Origin of the sequence: Nesterenkonia sp. E16_10, from assembly GCF_017347085.1 — a bacterium.
Classification (GTDB): Bacteria; Actinomycetota; Actinomycetes; order Actinomycetales; family Micrococcaceae; genus Nesterenkonia.
The window spans coordinates 12,712-28,706 of sequence record NZ_JADPSA010000036.1 but is presented as its reverse complement, the minus strand read 5'-3'; the positions used below and the strand labels follow the sequence as shown (position 1 = coordinate 28,706).

The following is a 15,995-nucleotide window of genomic DNA, read 5'->3' as shown; positions in this document are numbered from 1 at the left end:
TCCAGCTGCGAGCCCTCGCGACCGCCCGCGCCCTGGCCACGCTCTCCCGCCGCGAGGGCTCGCAGCTGGAGCTGCTCGAGGCGCTGCTCGACGGCGGTGCGGCCGACCACGGGATCTCCGGGCTCCGGATCGACGAGGAGCTGCGCTGGGCGTTCCTGCAGGCCCTGGCCGCGCACGGCCGGGTCAGCCTGGACCAGCTGGATGCCGAGCTGGCCGCGAAGACCACCGCCCGGGCCCGGATCGCGCACCGGCTCGCCGCCGCCGCGCGGCCTGAGCGTCGGGTCAAGGAGCGGGCCTTCGGGCAGGCGCTGGCCGGGACGGACGACGCCGGCCAGGAGCTCTCCAACGATCACCTCACCGCCACCGTGGAGGGCTTCACCGTGGCCGGTGACCCGGAGATCGCTGCGGTGATCGAGCGGCAGAGCGAGGCGTACTTCGAGGCGCTCACCGAGGTATGGGAGCGGATGAGTCAGGGACAGGCCACCCGGGTGGTCTCCGGGCTCTACCCCGGGGCCCAGGATCTCGAGGTCGGTGCGGAGCCGACCGAGCACCCGGTGGCGCTGCGCACCCAGGCCTGGCTCGAGGCGAACGCCGAGGCTCCCGCGGCGCTGCGCCGGCTGCTCATCGAGGAACAGGATCAGCTGCTGCGCGGACTCCGCGCCCAGGCATCAGCCCAGGCCTGAGCGGGCCCGAGACCGGGGACTTGGGCGAGCCCGCGGCCGGGGATTTGGGCGAGCCCGCGTCCGGGGATTTGGGCGAGCCCGCCGCAGCCTCCCCCTCCCCGGCGGGTTTGTCGCATCTCCATGCCATGTCCCATCGATATATCCGTCCATAGCCGTGGGACATGGCATGGGCATGCGACAGATGGACCGAGAGGGCACGAGATGGGCCCGGAGCTGCCATCAGACCCCTTCGGCAGAAGACTTCCCAGGAATTCTTCTCCGATTCAGCAGAACTCTGTCTTTTGTGTCCAGATGAACATATATTGTCAGCACCTGAATCAGAGGAGTCGGCATGAACCTGAACACGATAGAGCAGACCGAGAATGACCTGCGGATGCGGGTCCGTTCACGTCTGAACAGCCGGAACGCCGCCAAGGTGCTCAGATCGATCGAAGCGGCGAAGGGCCCGCTCTCGAAACACCTCAGGGCTCAGGCCGATGCCTACGCCGAGGAGGTGCTCGGCTCCAAGAGCTATGCGCCCTGGCTCTACGTCTATAGCGCGATCGCCGGGGAGTTCCGCGAGGGATGGATCCCCGACAACTACTACATGTCTGTGGTTCTTCCAGCGATCGAAGGTCGGTATGCCGAGCTCTCGGACATGCGATCGATGACATCGCGGATCTTCGGGCACGAGAAGGAGATCCCCGACCGCGGATACGTGGCGAAGGGTCGGCTGTTCAACTCGGCCCTCGAACCGGTTCCCTCCATGGAGGAGTTCACCGACCTCGTCTTTGGCGAAGGTGAGAAGATCGCCTTCAAGGCCGACGCGAGTGATCGCGGCCGAGGCGTGCATATCTTGGATCGAGACGGTTTCGCGCAGGCCGCGGCGAGCCTTCCCGACGGCGTGGTTCAACCCTTCATCGACCAGCACGAGACCTTCGCCCAGGTCGCATCGGGCTCGGTCGGGACGCTGCGGATGACGAGCGTAGTCGAGCCCGACGGCACGATCACCGTCAGGGACGCCTACCTGCGCTTCGGCCGGGACACCGATGACCACGTGATCTCCGATTCCAACATCCGGGTGCTTCTCGATACTGCTACCGGCGCGTTCAGCCCGGTCGGATACTCGGTGGACTGGCTCGAGATCGACCGGCACCCCGACTCTGGCTTCGTCTTCGCCGGCAACCAGGTGCCAAGCTATGCGGCGTGCCTGGAGGCGGTGGAACGGCTGCACCGGCGAATCCCGGTGGTCCCGTCCATCGGCTGGGATCTGACCGTTGCTCGAGACGGTTCGGTCCAGGTCCTGGAGTGGAACAGCGGCCACAACGACATCAAGTTCTCCGAGGCGACCTCCGGGCCGTGCTTCTCCGGGCTGGGCTGGGAGCTGCTGGGCCGGAACCGGGAGGCGATCCGGGAGACGATCCGGACCACTGTGTGATCAAGCGGCCCGGGCCGGCCTACTCGAGCAGGAGCTCGTCGATCTCGGCCTCGCTGGCGGCTTCGCGCTTGGACCGGCGACGATCGTTGAGCAGGCACAGCAGGATCGCGATCCCGAAGAGCGCGGTCAGCGGCATGGCGATGAAGAACATGCTCACGGCGTCGCCTCCGGGGGCGGCCAGCGCGGAGACCACGGCGATGAGCATCACCACGCCGCGCCAGGCCTTGAGCACCTGCTTGCCGGTGACCAGTCCCATCATGTTGATCCCGACCAGCACCACCGGGATCACCATGGCCAGGCCGAAGGCCAGGAACAGGTGCAGCACGAAGGTGAAGTACACGTCCGGGTTGATCAGGTTCGAGGTGCCCTCGGGGTTCAGCGCGAAGAAGAAGTCGATGGCCTGGGGCAGCACGCTGTAGGCACCGACGATCCCGCCGAGGAACAGCGGCACGGAGGCGGCGATGAAGCCGATGGCGTAGCGCTTCTCGGTCTTCTTCAGACCCGGCATGATGAACGCCCAGATCTGGTAGAGCCAGATGGGTGAGGAGATCACGACGCCGACGAAGAGCGAGAGCCGGATCATCAGATCCAGCGGGCCGCCCACGGTGTTGAACGCGATCTCGGCGAGCCGGCCCTCCACCTCGTAGCCCACGATCGGCTCGGCCAGCAGCCGGAACAGCCAGTCATAGAGGAAGAAGCCGGCGATCGCACCCAGCAGGATGCCGATGGCGGCCTTGATCAGGCGATTGCGCAGCTCTCGGAGATGCTCCTTCAGCGCCATCGTGCGCTCGGGGTCGCGCCGCCGCTTCTTCGAGGTGGCCATGCGGTTTAGCGGTGGTCTCCCCGCTGCTCCCGCTCGGTGCGGCGGGCCTGCTCGGCGGTGTGGTCATTCGGGTTGAGCACACGGCCCTCCACGGGAGCACGCTCATCCCGACGGGGGTCCTCGCTGGGCTCGGCCGTGACGTCAGGCGCCTCGGGGTCTGAGGAGTTCCGCTTGGACTCCTCGCTCATGGTGCGCACCTCGGAGCGGAAGATACGCATCGACTGGCCGACGGACTTGGCCAGCTTGGGCAGCTTCGGGGCCCCGAAGAGCAGGATGATGAGCAGCGCGATGATCGCGATCTGCCAGCCGGTGATATTCATGGCGTGGATCCTTTCCTCGTCGCCAATGCTACGCCACTCGCCCGGGCAGAGCCGACAGCTCTTCGCGTGCCCGCGCGGTGATCTGCTCCCGGATCTCGGCGGGGGCCAGGACGGTGAGATCCCCGCCGAGCTGGAGGCTCAGCCTGATCAGCGCCTCCCGGCTCTGGAACCAGGTGCTGATGAATCGGGCACCGTCGGGCTGGGTGCGCTGACGCCGGGGCGCGTAGCGATCAGCCAGCGCGGCGGCCGCCGGAGAGAAGCGCAGGACGACGTCGAAGGCTCCGCTGTCCCGGGGCGGGCGCGGCGGCTCGGCCGGTGCCTGAGCGAGCGCACGCGCGGTCTCGCTGATCGGCTCCTCGGGCAGCGGGCGCTGCTGCCGGATCCGGGAGCTGAGGAAGTTCCGTGGTCCCTGCGCCACCCGGCACCATCCCTGCAGATAGGTGCGGGGGCCATCGAGGTAGATATGGGTCGGCTCGACCACCCGCTCGGTGATGGTCCCGGAGGCGTCCTCATAGCGCAGCTGGACGCAGTAGCCGCCGGTGACCGCGTCCCGCAGTGCGGCAAGGGCCGGGCTGTGGGTCTGGGCGCCGGCGGCGACCTTCGTCGCGGCCTCCTGCAGCCCCTCGGGCAGCACGGTGGTGATCTTGGAGCGCAGCGACTCGGCGGCGGAGACCCATTCTCCGGCGGCCTCGCCGGGGCCGGGTTCTGCCGCGTCGGGGCCGGATTCTGCCGCGCTGATCATGGTGTTCAGCGCGATCAGCAGCGAGAGCGCGCCGGGCTTGGTCAGCGTCAGCGGGCGGGCCAGGACGTCACCGGTGCGCTCCGAGGGCATCGCCAGGGTGATCGGCGCATCGGTGACCAGGTAGTCCTGGGTGAAGCTCTCCAGGTTCAGCGGCGGCGCGGGGTGGATGTCGATGAACTCCCCGTACTGCCCAGGCCCGAAGCTGCCCGACTGCTGGATCGAGAGCAGATCCTTGAGCAGCTGTTTCGGGGTGATCTGGTGGCGGGCGAGCAGCTCCGACGGTCGGACCCCGTCGGCGCTGAGCAGATAGCCGGCCATGGCCAGCACCCGCTCCACCTTGCGGTGCGCGGGATCGGCCCGGCGCGGGGACCCGGCGGGAGCGAGTCGAGGGGGTTTCGGGGCGGGGCCCTGGTGGGCCTCGAGGACGCCGCGCAGCAGCCTTCCCGGGTCCTCTTCGGCGGCGAGTCCGTCCAGTGCGGAGCCGGCCTCGGCCGCGCTGCTGAGCGCCGCCTCGATGGCGGCACGGTCGGCCTCGGTCAATGCCGGGGCCGGATGCAGCGCGGTGATGGCGCCATGCACGCGGTCCAGCCGGAAGGTCCTGCGGGCGCCTCGATCGAGGTCGTGACCGATCAGGTACCAGTGGCCCCGGGCGGCGAAGTCCAGCAGCACCACGCGGCGGGGCGCCGGCTGCTGGGCTCCCCTGCCGGTGTAGTCGAAGCTGATCGGCTGCCGGGCCGGCAGCGCGGCGAGCTCGGTGAGCCGTTCGAACTCCTCGTCGCTGCCCAGGTTGAAGCTCAGCGCCCCGACCCCGGCCGGCTGAGCCGGAGTCGCGGAGCTCGGGGAGGACGACGCCGCAGACTCCTCCGGTCCGGCCAGCGCCCAGCTGGCCTGGTCCAGCCAGGACCGGGTGCGGCTGCCGGCCCAGAGCTGGGTGGCGCGGGAGAGCACCAGCGTCTCGGTCTCGCTCAGCGGCAGCGGGGGCAGCCCGTAGTCAGCCGGGTCGATCCGGTAGCGGTAGTCCTCGCGGTCCGCGGCGGGCTCCTCGATCGCGATGCCGCAGCTGCGCAGGTGGTCCTTGTCGCGGCTGAAGAGCCGCTCCCAGGCGTCCTGGGACTGCTCCTGGGACTGGCTCCGGTAGTGCTCCACCCGCTCCCGGATCTCGGCCTTGGTGAGCCCGCCGGTTCCGGCGTCGAGGATGCTCGCGGCCAGGGAGAAGGCGCGCGCCACGCCGTAGTCGGCGAAGACGTCCTGCTGCTCCTCCGCGAGCTGATCCGTCCCGTCGTCGTCGATCGTCTCAGTCACCGTGCTTCTCAGTCTCCGAACCCTTCAGTCACTGGGGCGGATCAGGAAGCCTTGCGGACGCTGACCAGGTCCACCACGAAGATCAGGGTCTCGTTGGCACCGATGGCGGCGCCGGCGCCCTGCTCTCCGTAGGCCAGGTGCGGCGGGATCTCGAAGCGGCGGCGTGCGCCCTCCTTCATCCCGATCAGGCCCTGGTCCCAGCCCTGGATGACCTGGCCGATGCCGGCGGTGAAATCCAGGGTCTCGCCGCGGTTCCAGGAGGCGTCGAACTCCTCGCCGGTGGACCAGGAGACGCCCACGTAGTGGCAGGAGATCTCATCGCCGGGCTCTACGGCGTGTCCGCCGCCGGCGATGAGCTCCTCGATGACCAGTTCCTGGGGCGGGGTCTCGCCGGGGAAGTCGATCTCGGGGCGGGTGCGGTCATAGCTGCGCTGGCCGAATGACATCAGTCGGTCTCCTCTTCGTTCGTGTCCTCGTTGTTCGTGTCGTCGCCTTCAGCCGCATCCTCGCCTTCAGCGCCGCCCTGCTCGGCTTCCATCTGCTCGATCATCTCCTGGATCTCTTCCTCGGAGAGCTCCGGCTGACCCGACTGCGGGGCAGGTGCCGCGGCCTCGGGCGCCTCGGCGGAGGCGATCAGGTCGACCACGAAGATCAGGGTCTCGCCGGCGAGCTCGTGCTGGGTGCCCTCCTCGGCGTCCTCATCGCTCTCGCCGTAGCCGGACTCCGGCGGGATGACCAGCAGCACGCGGGAGCCGACCTGTTCACCCTCGAGGCCCTCGGCCCAGCCGGGGACCAGGCTGCTCAGCGGGAAGCCTGCCGGGCCGGCGTCGGGCTCCTCCTCATCCTGGGGCCAGTTGGAGTCGAAGAGCTCGCCGTCGGACCACTTCCAGCCGGAGTAGCGCACCACGACCTGGTCCTCGGCGGCCACCTCTTCGCCGTCGCCCTGGATGAGCACCTCGGTGCTGACCTCCTCGGGCTCCTCGCCGTCGTTGCCGCCGAGCAGCTCCGGGAGCACGCCCTGTTCGTTCTCGATCTCGGGCAGCTCGCCGTCCTGCTCCTGGACCTCTCCCTCGGCGAAGGCTGGGGACTGGTCCTCCACGCGCAGCACCAGCAGCGTCGAGGGGGCGCCGGTCTCGGCGTTGGCGGGCTCGAAGAGCGCGATCTCGGAGCCGATGGTCAGGTCGGTGTCGGTGAGCGAGTCATAGATGAACTCGCTCTGCTCCTGCATCTGGGGCAGGTAGATCATCGAGGGGTTCTCCGCGCTGAAGCTCTCCTCCTGGATCTCTCCGGAGGAGGGGTCCGCCACGGCGTGGGAGACCTCCAGGATCTGTCCCTCGTCGATGTCTTCGCCGTCGCCGCGGTCGAGCACCCGGGAGGACTCTTCCTCGAGCTCCAGCGGGCTGCGCAGGATGACCTCAGGGGTGCCCTCGTCGGTGAAATGCAGGTCCACGCCGGAGAGCGCGTCGGTGTCGCCCAGACCGTCGTCGGAGCAGGCGCTGAGCAGCAGGACGGCCGGGATGGACAATGCCACGCAGGTGCGGCGGAACGGAGAATGCACGGTGTTTCCTTCAGCTTGAATGGCGACCTGACAAGGTCTGGGCCTGCTCAGCACTGTACAGGCCGGATACCTGGTTCGTCAGATCAGCGGAGGCTCGGCAAGCTCCCGGGGTTGCTCCAGCTTGTAGCGCTCGCTGAGCGCCAGCGGCAGCTCCTGGGCGCGGCGCTCCTGGAGGCTCTGCTCGCGCAGCGAGGCGACCCGCTCACCGAGCCGGCCCAGCAGGGTGTCCACCCGCGGGTCCTCGGCGCTGAGCGGATCCTTGAGCATCAGTGCGTCCAGCGGGCGGTCCACCAGCTTGTGGTGCACCCAGTCCACGGTGTGCTCGGCGCCCACCGCCCGGGCGGTGGAGAGGAAGCGTCCGCGCAGGGCGGCGCGGGTGGTGGCCGGGGGGTCCACGATGGCGCGCTGGATCCGTTCGGGCTCCAGCTGTGTGCTGGCCCGGCCGCGGGCGGCGAGCAGGTTGAACACCCCGCGGGTCGGGTGCACGTCGTGATAGGCCATGTCCAGCTGCTCCAGCTTCGGGTGCCCCATCGGCAGGCCGCCGCGTTCGGCGACATCGGTGAGCAGCCGCTTCTTGATCGCCCAGTCGATGTCGCGTTCGATCGGGGCGTGCTCGCCGCTGGCCACGGCCTGCAGGGTGCGCTCCCAGAGCTCGAAGATCGCATCCACCCGGTCGTGGTGGGCGCCGTTCTCCCGGACGAAGCGCCGGGCCCGGTCCAGCAGCCTGGCCTGGATCTCCACCGCGGTCTGCTGGCCCCCGTTGCGGATCTTCACCACGGCCTGGCCGGTGATGTCGTGGCTGATGTGCCGGATCGCACCGATCGGGTTCTCCAGCTCGAAGTCCCCCACCGGGACCCCGGATTCGACCATGCGCAGCACCAGGTCGGTCGCACCGTAGCGCAGCAGGCTGGTGGTCTCGGACATGTTGGAGTCGCCCACGATCACATGCAGCCGGCGGTGCACCGCGGCATCGGAGTGCGGCTCGTCGCGGGTGTTGATGATCGGCCGGGAGCGGGTGGTGGCCGAGGAGATGCCCTCCCACATGTGGTCGGCGCGCTGGGAGAACGCGTAGTGCGCCGGGGTCTCGTCGGTGGCCGGGACCAGCCGGCCGGCGCCGACCATGATCTGCCGGGTGACCAGAAAGGGCAGCAGGATGGTGGAGAGCCGGCGGAAGTGGGTGGTGCGCGGGATCAGGTAGTTCTCGTGGCTGCCGTAGGAGTTGCCCTGGGAGTCCACGTTGTTCTTCACCAGGTAGATGCTGCCGTCGAAGCCGTCCTGGGCCATCGCGGCCTCGGCGCGCTGGGCCAGGTCATGCATGATCAGCTCTCCGGCCCGGTCGGAGGCGATCAGGTCCAGCAGGTCATCGCATTCGGCGGTGGCGTATTCCGGGTGGGAGCCGACGTCGAGGTAGAGCCGGGAGGCGTTGGGGATGAAGACGTTGGAGCTTCTCCCCCAGCGCAGCACCGGGCGGAACAGGTAGCGGGCCACCTCGTCCGGGGGCAGGCCGCGGTGGGTGCCGCCGGTATGGGTGATGCCGAACTCGGTCTCGACCCCGATCACGCGCCGATCCATGGGGGCCTACTCGCCGCCCTTCTGCACGAAGCCCTTCACGAACTCCTCGGCGTTGGACTCCAGCACCGAGTCGATCTCATCGAGCAGGCTGTCGAGCTCGCCGGCGCGCTTCTGGGCCTGCGCGTTGGCGCCGGCCGTGGCCGCGGCCTCGGGGGCGCCGCCGTCGTCGTTGCCGCCCTGCGGGCGCTTCTGCGGTTGAGTGGACATGATCTCTCCTTGATCGACCCAGCGGTTCTGTTGACCCAGCTGTCCTATTGACCCAGCAGCCGCTGGAGTCCGGTGATGAGGTGCTCCGGGGTGGCCGCGCTGACCAGTGTATTCTCCGCCGCCGCACGGGTCCCGGTATAGGGGTCGGGAAGCCCCAGGCGCACCACGGGCGCGACATCGTTCGCGCGCAGCAGGATCTGGTCCCAGCTGGCGCCCACGACGACGCCGGCGTGTTCGCTGATCAGCCGGCCGCGCAGCCAGGCGCGGGTCTCCTCGGGCGGGTGCTCTGCGGCCCACTCGAGCTGCGCATCGGTGAAGAGCCGGCGCATCCGGCCGGCGCGGACCAGCTTGTAGTACAGCCCCTTCTCCGGGCGCAGGTCCGCGTACTGCAGGTCCACCATGCCCAGCAGCGGGGCATCCCAGGACAGCCCGTCGCGGCGGCGGTAGGACTCCAGCAGGGTCAGCTTCGCGATCCAGTCCACCCGGTCCGCCGCGGCGTAGAGGTCGGTGCCCAGGTCTTCCAGGAGCTCCTCCCAGGCCTCGAGCACCTCGGCGGTCTCGGTGTCCGGGAAATTCTCGGTGTCGGGGAGGTTCTCGGTGCCCGGCGGAGGGGTCTTCTCCTGCTCCCAGGCCAGCGCGGCCTGCAGGTAGAGCTGCTGGATCTCCAGCGCGGTGAGCGCTCCGCGGGAGGTGGGCACCGTGGCGGTGAGCGTGGGGTCATGGGAGATCGTCTTCAGCGCCGCCACCGGGTCATCCAGGGTCAGCTCCGGGGCTCGGCCGGATTCGATCAGGTCCAGGACCAGCGCGGTGCTGCCCACCCGCATCCAGGCGGAGTATTCGCTCATGTTCGCGTCGCCGATGATCACGTGCAGCCGGCGGAACCGGTCGTGATCGGCGTGTGGCTCGTCGCGGGTGTTGATCATCGGGCGGCGCACCGTGGTCTCCAGCCCGACCTGTTCTTCGAAGAAGTCCGCGCGCTGGGAGATCTGGTATCCGGCGCGTCCGCTGGTCTGCCCGATCCCCACCCGTCCGGCGCCGCAGAGGATCTGCCGGGTCGCGAAGAACGGCAGCAGCCCCGCCACGATCGCGTCGAAGTCCAGGCTGCGCGGCACCAGGTAGTTCTCGTGGGCGCCGTAGGAGACCGACTTGTTGTCGGTGTTGTTCTTGTACAGCAGCACCTGGGGTGCGTGCTGCTCCTGGCTGAGCCGGCGGGCGGCGGCGAGCGCGACCCGATCTCCGGCCACGTCATAGAGCACCGCCCGGCGCGCCCCGATCGCCTCGGGGGCCGAATACTCCGGGTGGGCGTGGTCCACGTAGAACCGGGCCCCGTTGCCCAGGACCAGGTTCATCAGCAGCTGCGGGGCACCCTCGGCGGCCTGGAAGAAGTCCCCGCGCCAGTGCGGGGACCCGGGGGCGTGGAAGGACCCGGCGACGTCGGCCGGGCTGGGGTCACCGGCGCTGACGTTGCCCAGCGCGTCACGCACCGGCCCCTGGCCGGGTTCCTGCTCGGTCGCGTGGGTGAGACCCTCCTCGTGGCTGGCGTGGGCCAGCGCCTCCCCGGTGTCGGTGAGCTGGGAGGGGTGCGCCGCCGAGCGGGGCAGCACCCAGCCGCGGGCGTCGACCAGCGGGGATTCGGACTGGTAGTCCCATTCGGTCCCGGCCACCGCCCCGCCGGACTCGGTGACGTGGGCGGCATAGGCGTTGACCAGCTCGATGGAGAGCGCGATATGACTCGCCCGCGGGTTGGCCGGGGCGTGGATCCCGTATTCGGTCTCCATCCCGATCAGTCGGCGCACGGTCATCCGCGCACCTCGGTGGCGGAGCCGGACGAGCCGGCCGCGGACGAGGCAGCCGCGCGCGAGCCGGCCGCGGGGTCCGCGGAGCGTGCCGCGGCCGGATCCGTCTCGGAGGGGCGTTCGATCCGGACCACCGGGGCGGTGGAGGCGCCGACCACCCGCGCCCAGGCCTGGGGGTCTGCGGTGTTGACCAGGTCCTCCTGGTCGCGCAGCTCCTCCTCGGCGGCGGCGAAGAGGTGCTCGCGGGTCAGGCCCTTCTGCGCCGGGTCGCTCTCGGCGCGCAGGAAGTCCTTGATCGCGGCCTTCTTGGCCCGGTCCACGATGTTGCTGAGCACCGCGCCGGACATGAAGTCCGCCGCCTGGAAGGCGGTCTGGGTGCCGTCGGCGTGGATCAGGCGCAGCCGCGCCTGGGGCGTGGCAGGGAACAGCCGGTCCACCAGCTCCTCCACCAGAGCGACGACGGCGGCGCCGCGGTCCCCGTGGGCGGCGAGCAGCTCGGCATGCAGCGGGACGGCTCCCCCGAGGTGGATGCCCAGGATCTCGGCGGCGCCCGCGCGTCCGGGGCGCTGGACCCGGATCTTCACGTCCAGGCGTCCGGGGCGCAGGATCGCCGGGTCGATCATGTCTTCCCGGTTGGAGGCGCCGATGACGATGACGTTCTCCAGCGATTCCACCCCGTCGATCTCGGCCAGCAGCTGCGGGACGATGGTGGTCTCCACATCCGAGGAGACTCCGGAGCCGCGGGTGCGGAACAGCGCCTCCATCTCGTCGAAGAACACCACCACCGGCTGCCCGGCGGAGGCGCGCTCGCGGGCCCGGGCGAAGATCACCCGGATGTGCCGCTCGGTCTCCCCCACGTACTTGTTCAGCAGCTCGGGGCCCTTGATGTTGAGGAAGAACGCGCCCCGGCTCGCGCCCTGGCCGGCGTCGTCGGACCCGGCGTCTGTGCCGGCGCCCTCGGCGGAGGCTCGTCGGGTCTCGGCCAGCGAGCTCGCCACGGCCTTGGCGATCATGGTCTTGCCGCAGCCGGGGGGCCCGTAGAGCAGGATCCCCTTCGGCGCGCGCAGCCCGTGCTCCTTGTAGAGGTCGGCGTGCAGGAAGGGCAGCTCCACGGCGTCGCGGATCGCTTCGATCTGCTCGGAGAGCCCGCCGATGTCGGCGTAGGAGACGTCCGGGGACTCCTCGAGCACCACGTCCTCGACCTCGGAGAGCGGCACGATCTCGGTGGCGGTGCCGGTGCGCAGGTCCACCATCACGGCGTCGCCGACCCGGGCGCTGTGCAGCCCGTCGCGCTGGGCGGCGGCGGAGGCGGCCTCGGTGAGCGTGACCACCCGCTCGTCCTCGCCGCGGGAGATGATCACCAGCCGGTCATCCGGCAGCACCTCTTTGACCCGGGCCAGCTCCCCGGTGCGCTCGGCGCCGAGGATCGCGACGATGCTGAAGTTCTCGTTGAGCAGCACCTCATCGCCGGCCTGCAGCTGCTCCGGGCTGATCAGCGGGGACAGGCTGACCCGGAGCTTGCGTCCGGCCTGGAGGATGTCGACCCCGGCCACGGTGGTGGCCTGGATCTCACGCCCCTCGACCTGCGGGCGTTCGGGCCGGTAGCCCAGCACGGTGCCGAAGGTGAACGGCGCCTGGCCGTCGGCCTGCAGCGCGTTGCGCAGCTGGGAGATCTCGTTGCGGGTGGTCTCCAGCAGGTCAGTCATCCGCTGGTTGCTTCGCCCCGCGCTCTGCAGCTGGGCCTCGAGCTGCTTGGCGCGGCTGCGCAGGGTGTCCAGCTGCCGGTGCGCCTGGGCGAGCCGGTCCTGTTCATGCTCGGTCTGCTCACTCACGGGTGAACACCTCCTTGGCCTGGGCGGCGATCTTCTGCGATAGGGCGGAGGCCTTGCGGGCCTTCTTCCCGGAGACGGTGCGGGTCTTCAGGCTGGCCTCGTCCCAGACCGCTTCGGGATCGTTGGCGGGCCAGGCGGCGCGGTCCTCCTCGCTGACCACCGAGACCTTCTCGCGCTTCTTCAGCTGCAGCGGGGTCTGGTCATCGGCGAGTCGGCGGGCCGAGAGCAGGAAGCCGGTGTGTGCGACCATCCGGTGATCCGGGCGCACCGCGAGGCCGTCCAGGTGCCAGGTGCGCAGCATGGTCTCGTGCGCCTCGGGTTCGGTGAAGCCCTCCGAGGCGCGGATCTCCTCGGCCAGCCGGGACAGCTGGGTCACCGAGGCGACATAGCTGACCCAGACCCCGCCCGGGGCCAGCACGGTCTTCACCGCGTCCAGGCATTCCCAGGGGGCGAGCATGTCCAGCACCACCCGGTCCACGCTGCCGGGCTGCTCCACGGTGAGGACCTCCTCCTGCATATCCCCGAGGTAGACCTCCCAGCCGGGGTGGGGCTCACCGAAGAAGGCCTCCACGTTGCCCACGGCGATGTCCTTGAAGTCCTCGCGGCGTTCGAAGGAGTGCAGCACGCCCTGATCTCCCACCGCGCGCAGCAGCGAGATCGAGAGCGCGCCGGAGCCCACGCCGGCCTCGACCACCCGGGCGCCGGGGAAGATGTCGGCCACCGCGACGATCTGGGCGGAGTCCTTGGGGTAGACCACGGTGGCGCCGCGCGGCATGGAGAGCACGAAGTCGTTGAGCAGCGGGCGCAGCACCTGGTACTCGTGGCCGGCGTCGTTGGCGACCAGGATGCCCTCGCTGGCCCCGATGAGCAGGTCATGGCGCAGCACCCCCTGGTGGGTGTGCCATTCGCCGCCCGGCTGCAGCGTGATGGTGCTGGGCCGACCCTTGCGGTCGGTGAGCTGCACGCGCTGGCCCGCGCGCAGCGGACCTGTGCGCATATGGGCCCCGATGGGGCCTGGGGTGCTCGCCGGGGACTTGCCAGAGGTGCTCGTGGTCACTGAATCTCGCTCTCTCAAGGTGCTGCGGCTCCGCCGACCAGGATCTGGTGCAGGCGGACGTTTCATCTGCATCCAGCCTATCCCTGTCAGGCTGTGACGCTGCGCGGAGGCTGTTCCCCCGCCGGCCAGGCGCGGTGCTTCAGCGCGGCCGGCTCAGCCGGGCGTTGGCCACCCGCACGTTCTCCGAGGCCCCCTGCCAGAGGAAGAAGGACACCATCACCGTCACCACCACGACGACGAGGCTGACCTCGCGCACCCCGCTGACCACCACCACGGCCAGGCCGGCCAGCAGTGCGAGGACGACGAGGCGCCCGGCCCATCCGGCGGCGCGCATCCCGCGGTCCTGATCTCCGGTGGCGGCCCAGACCGCGGACTCCACGATCCGCCCGCCGTCCAGCGGGAGCCCGGGGAGCAGGTTGAACACCCCGACGAAGAAGTTCACCAGCACCGTGACCTGGACCAGCATGGCGGTGACCCCGGTGAGCTCGAGCGCTCCGGAGAGGTAGAGACCCAGGCCGGCGATGACCAGGTTCGCGGCGGGCCCGGCCAGGGAGACCGCGAGGGACTTCGCCGGGGTGGCCTCGTGGGCGTGGAACTCGGTGTGTCCGCCCCAGAGGTTCAGCTCGATCTCGGTGGCGGGCCAGCCGAAGGAGCGTGCCGCCAGGGCGTGGGCCAGCTCATGGGCGAGCACCGAGAACATCAGCAGCACCGCGTAGCCCAGCGCCACCAGGTAGGCCAGGGCGCCCAGCTCCGGGAAGATCCGCAGCACCTGGGGCCCGAAGAGCGCCACGATGGCGGCGCTGACCAGGAACCAGGAGGCGCGGAAGCGCACCGGGATCCCGGCGATCCGCATCAGGGTCATCGCCTTCCTGGGTCGGCCGCCGGGGCGTGGGGGCATCGCGCCAGGAGCCGTTCCAGGTCTGCCGCGAAGACGCCTGAGAGCCCGTCCAGGCTCTGCCAGCGCGGGTCGGCCGGGATCGGGGTGTAGTGCGGGACCGCGATGGTGACCAGCCCGGAATCCGCTGCGGCGGTGACGCCCGGGACAGAGTCCTCGATGGCGATGCACCGGTCCAGGCGCAGCGGCTCGCCGCTGCGCTGTTCGTGGTCTCCGGACATCCTGCTGAATGCCTGCTGGTAGGCCTCCGGGTCCGGCTTGCCGCGGCTGACCATGTCGCCGCTGACGATGAACTCCAGCTGCCCCTCCGGCAGCGCGGCGACGATCGCCTCGGCCAGCGGCTTCTCGCTCATGGTGACCAGGGCGCAGCGCACCCCGGCGGCGTTGAGGTCGGCGAGCAGCTCGCGGGCCCCCGGACGCCAGGGCATCTCGGCGGCTGCGCGTGCCGCGACCCGGGTGATCAGGTGATCGATGATCTCGCGCACCGTCATATCCACTCCGGCCTCGCGCAGCACCGAGGCGCTGTAGGTCAGCGCCTGACCGACCAGGCTGTGCGCCTGTTCCTGGGACCAGGTGCCGCCGTGCGCCTCGACCAGTGCACGCTCCTCAGAGATCCAATACGGCTCGGTGTCCACCAGGGTGCCGTCCATATCCCAGAACACGGCCTGGAGCTCCCCGGCGAGCGGTTCGGCGGCGGCGGGAGCCGCTGAGGTCATGGGTTGGACGGAGGCATAAGACGTCGAAGACATGGCCCCAATCGTACGCTTCCCGTGGGATCGCCACCGGGATAGTGTGAGAAGCGTGAGCGATGAAACAGCGTCTCAGGACTCCTCTGACGAGGCCACCGGCGACTCCCGGGAGCGATCCGCGCTTCCCGAGGGCTTCGCCCAACGCTTCGCCGAGCACCTGAGCGCCCTGCAGACCGCGGCGGTCACCGGTGAGGCCGACGCCCCGCGCTCACGGCCCACCGTGATGGTGATGGCCTTCGAGGGTTGGAACGACGCCGGCGCGGCCGCCTCCTCCGCGGTGCGCGCGGTGGGACAGGCCTGCGGCGCCGAACTGATCGGCAAGCTCGAGGACGAGGGCTACTACGACTACCAGTTCTCCCGACCCAAGATCCGCAGCACCGGGGGGCACCGCGAGATCATCTGGCCCTCCACCAAGATCTACCGGGCCAGGCCGCCCCGGGCCGCGGTGGATCTGCTGCTGGTCCACGGCGTGGAGCCGAGCTTCCGCTGGCAGGCCTTCACCGCAGACCTGCTGACCCGCGCCGCGGAGAACGACGTCTCCGGGATCATCCTGGTCGGCGCGCTGCTGGCCGACGTGCCGCACACCCGCCCGATCCCAGCCGCGCTCTCCAGCGAGGACGCCGCGCTGCAGGAGATCCTGGACATCGACGAGCCCACCTACGAAGGTCCCACCGGGATCGTCGGGGTGCTCGCGCACACCGCCGCGCAGGCTGGACTGCCCGCCGTCTCGCTCTGGGCTGCGGTCCCGCACTACGTGGGCCAGGCCCCCTCACCGAAGGCGCAGCTGGCGATCATGCGAGAGCTCGAAGACCTGCTGGGCCTGACCCTGGATGAAAGTGAGGTCGTCGAGGACGCCGAGGCCTGGGAGCGCGGGGTCGATGATCTGGCCGAGGAGGATGCCGAGATCGCGGACTATGTGAAGCGGCTCGAAGAGGCCACCGACACCACGAACCTGCCCGAGGCCAGCGGTGAGGCCATCGCCCAGGAGTTCGAGCGGTACCTGCGGCGCCGGAAGCGCCCCGAGAGCTAGATCCGCAGCCGG

At 70.1% G+C, this 15,995-nt stretch carries 15 protein-coding genes; 3 read left to right on the top strand and 12 right to left on the bottom strand.

Annotated features, from left to right (window positions below; genetic code table 11):
- The coding region (locus tag I2487_RS11775; RefSeq protein WP_207173055.1) for an ERAP1-like C-terminal domain-containing protein at positions 1–683 on the top strand (683 nt) is incomplete at its 5' end.
- A 331-nt stretch (positions 684–1,014) separates the two neighbouring features.
- Positions 1,015–2,100, top strand: coding sequence for a sugar-transfer associated ATP-grasp domain-containing protein (locus tag I2487_RS11770; protein ID WP_207172374.1), 1,086 nt, complete (start codon positions 1,015–1,017; stop codon positions 2,098–2,100).
- 19 nt (positions 2,101–2,119) lie between these two features.
- On the opposite strand, the gene tatC is transcribed toward I2487_RS11770, so the two are convergent.
- The 12 genes from tatC to I2487_RS11710 form a co-directional block, all read right to left on the bottom strand.
- Positions 2,120–2,923, bottom strand: a complete 804-nt coding sequence (tatC, locus tag I2487_RS11765; protein ID WP_255546294.1) for a twin-arginine translocase subunit TatC — start codon at positions 2,921–2,923, stop codon at positions 2,120–2,122.
- Between the two features lie 5 nt (positions 2,924–2,928).
- Positions 2,929–3,243: a twin-arginine translocase TatA/TatE family subunit gene (locus I2487_RS11760; protein ID WP_207172383.1), complete on the bottom strand. Its 315-nt coding sequence runs from the start codon at positions 3,241–3,243 to the stop codon at positions 2,929–2,931.
- A gap of 28 nt (positions 3,244–3,271) precedes the next feature.
- Positions 3,272–5,287 carry a WYL domain-containing protein gene (locus tag I2487_RS11755; RefSeq protein ID WP_207172385.1) on the bottom strand — a complete coding sequence of 672 codons (2,016 nt, stop codon included), beginning with the start codon at positions 5,285–5,287 and terminating at the stop codon, positions 3,272–3,274.
- Positions 5,288–5,328: 41 nt separating this feature from the next.
- Positions 5,329–5,733 carry an FKBP-type peptidyl-prolyl cis-trans isomerase gene (locus I2487_RS11750; RefSeq protein ID WP_207172387.1) on the bottom strand — a complete coding sequence of 135 codons (405 nt, stop codon included), beginning with the start codon at positions 5,731–5,733 and terminating at the stop codon, positions 5,329–5,331.
- Positions 5,733–6,845: an FKBP-type peptidyl-prolyl cis-trans isomerase gene (locus I2487_RS11745; protein WP_207172389.1), complete on the bottom strand. Its 1,113-nt coding sequence runs from the start codon at positions 6,843–6,845 to the stop codon at positions 5,733–5,735. The genes I2487_RS11750 and I2487_RS11745 overlap by 1 nt, the downstream gene beginning before the upstream one ends.
- Positions 6,846–6,923: 78 nt before the next feature.
- Positions 6,924–8,417 carry a Pup--protein ligase gene (pafA, locus tag I2487_RS11740; protein WP_207172391.1) on the bottom strand — a complete coding sequence of 498 codons (1,494 nt, stop codon included), beginning with the start codon at positions 8,415–8,417 and terminating at the stop codon, positions 6,924–6,926.
- A gap of 6 nt (positions 8,418–8,423) precedes the next feature.
- Complete coding sequence (locus I2487_RS11735) at positions 8,424–8,624, bottom strand: ubiquitin-like protein Pup (protein WP_207172393.1); 201 nt, start codon at positions 8,622–8,624, stop codon at positions 8,424–8,426.
- Positions 8,625–8,668: 44 nt separating this feature from the next.
- Positions 8,669–10,426 carry a depupylase/deamidase Dop gene (gene dop / locus I2487_RS11730; RefSeq protein ID WP_207172395.1) on the bottom strand — a complete coding sequence of 586 codons (1,758 nt, stop codon included), beginning with the start codon at positions 10,424–10,426 and terminating at the stop codon, positions 8,669–8,671.
- The gene (arc, locus tag I2487_RS11725; protein ID WP_207172397.1) at positions 10,423–12,252 is read right to left on the bottom strand and encodes a proteasome ATPase; all 1,830 of its coding nucleotides are present in this window, start codon (positions 12,250–12,252) and stop codon (positions 10,423–10,425) included. The genes dop and arc overlap by 4 nt, the downstream gene beginning before the upstream one ends.
- The gene (locus I2487_RS11720; protein WP_207172399.1) at positions 12,245–13,375 is read right to left on the bottom strand and encodes a tRNA (adenine-N1)-methyltransferase; all 1,131 of its coding nucleotides are present in this window, start codon (positions 13,373–13,375) and stop codon (positions 12,245–12,247) included. Before I2487_RS11720 ends, arc begins: the two co-directional genes overlap by 8 nt.
- Positions 13,376–13,448: 73 nt before the next feature.
- A complete protein-coding gene (locus tag I2487_RS11715; RefSeq protein WP_207172401.1) occupies positions 13,449–14,171 on the bottom strand; it encodes a site-2 protease family protein in 723 nt (240 codons plus the stop codon).
- On the bottom strand, positions 14,168–14,953 hold the full coding sequence (locus tag I2487_RS11710) for an HAD family hydrolase (RefSeq protein WP_255546292.1): 786 nt from the start codon (positions 14,951–14,953) through the stop codon (positions 14,168–14,170). Before I2487_RS11710 ends, I2487_RS11715 begins: the two co-directional genes overlap by 4 nt.
- Positions 14,954–15,005: 52 nt before the next feature.
- Between I2487_RS11710 and I2487_RS11705 the strand changes: the two genes are divergently transcribed.
- Positions 15,006–15,983: a PAC2 family protein gene (locus I2487_RS11705; protein ID WP_345941416.1), complete on the top strand. Its 978-nt coding sequence runs from the start codon at positions 15,006–15,008 to the stop codon at positions 15,981–15,983.
- The last annotated feature ends 12 nt before the right edge of the window (positions 15,984–15,995 follow it).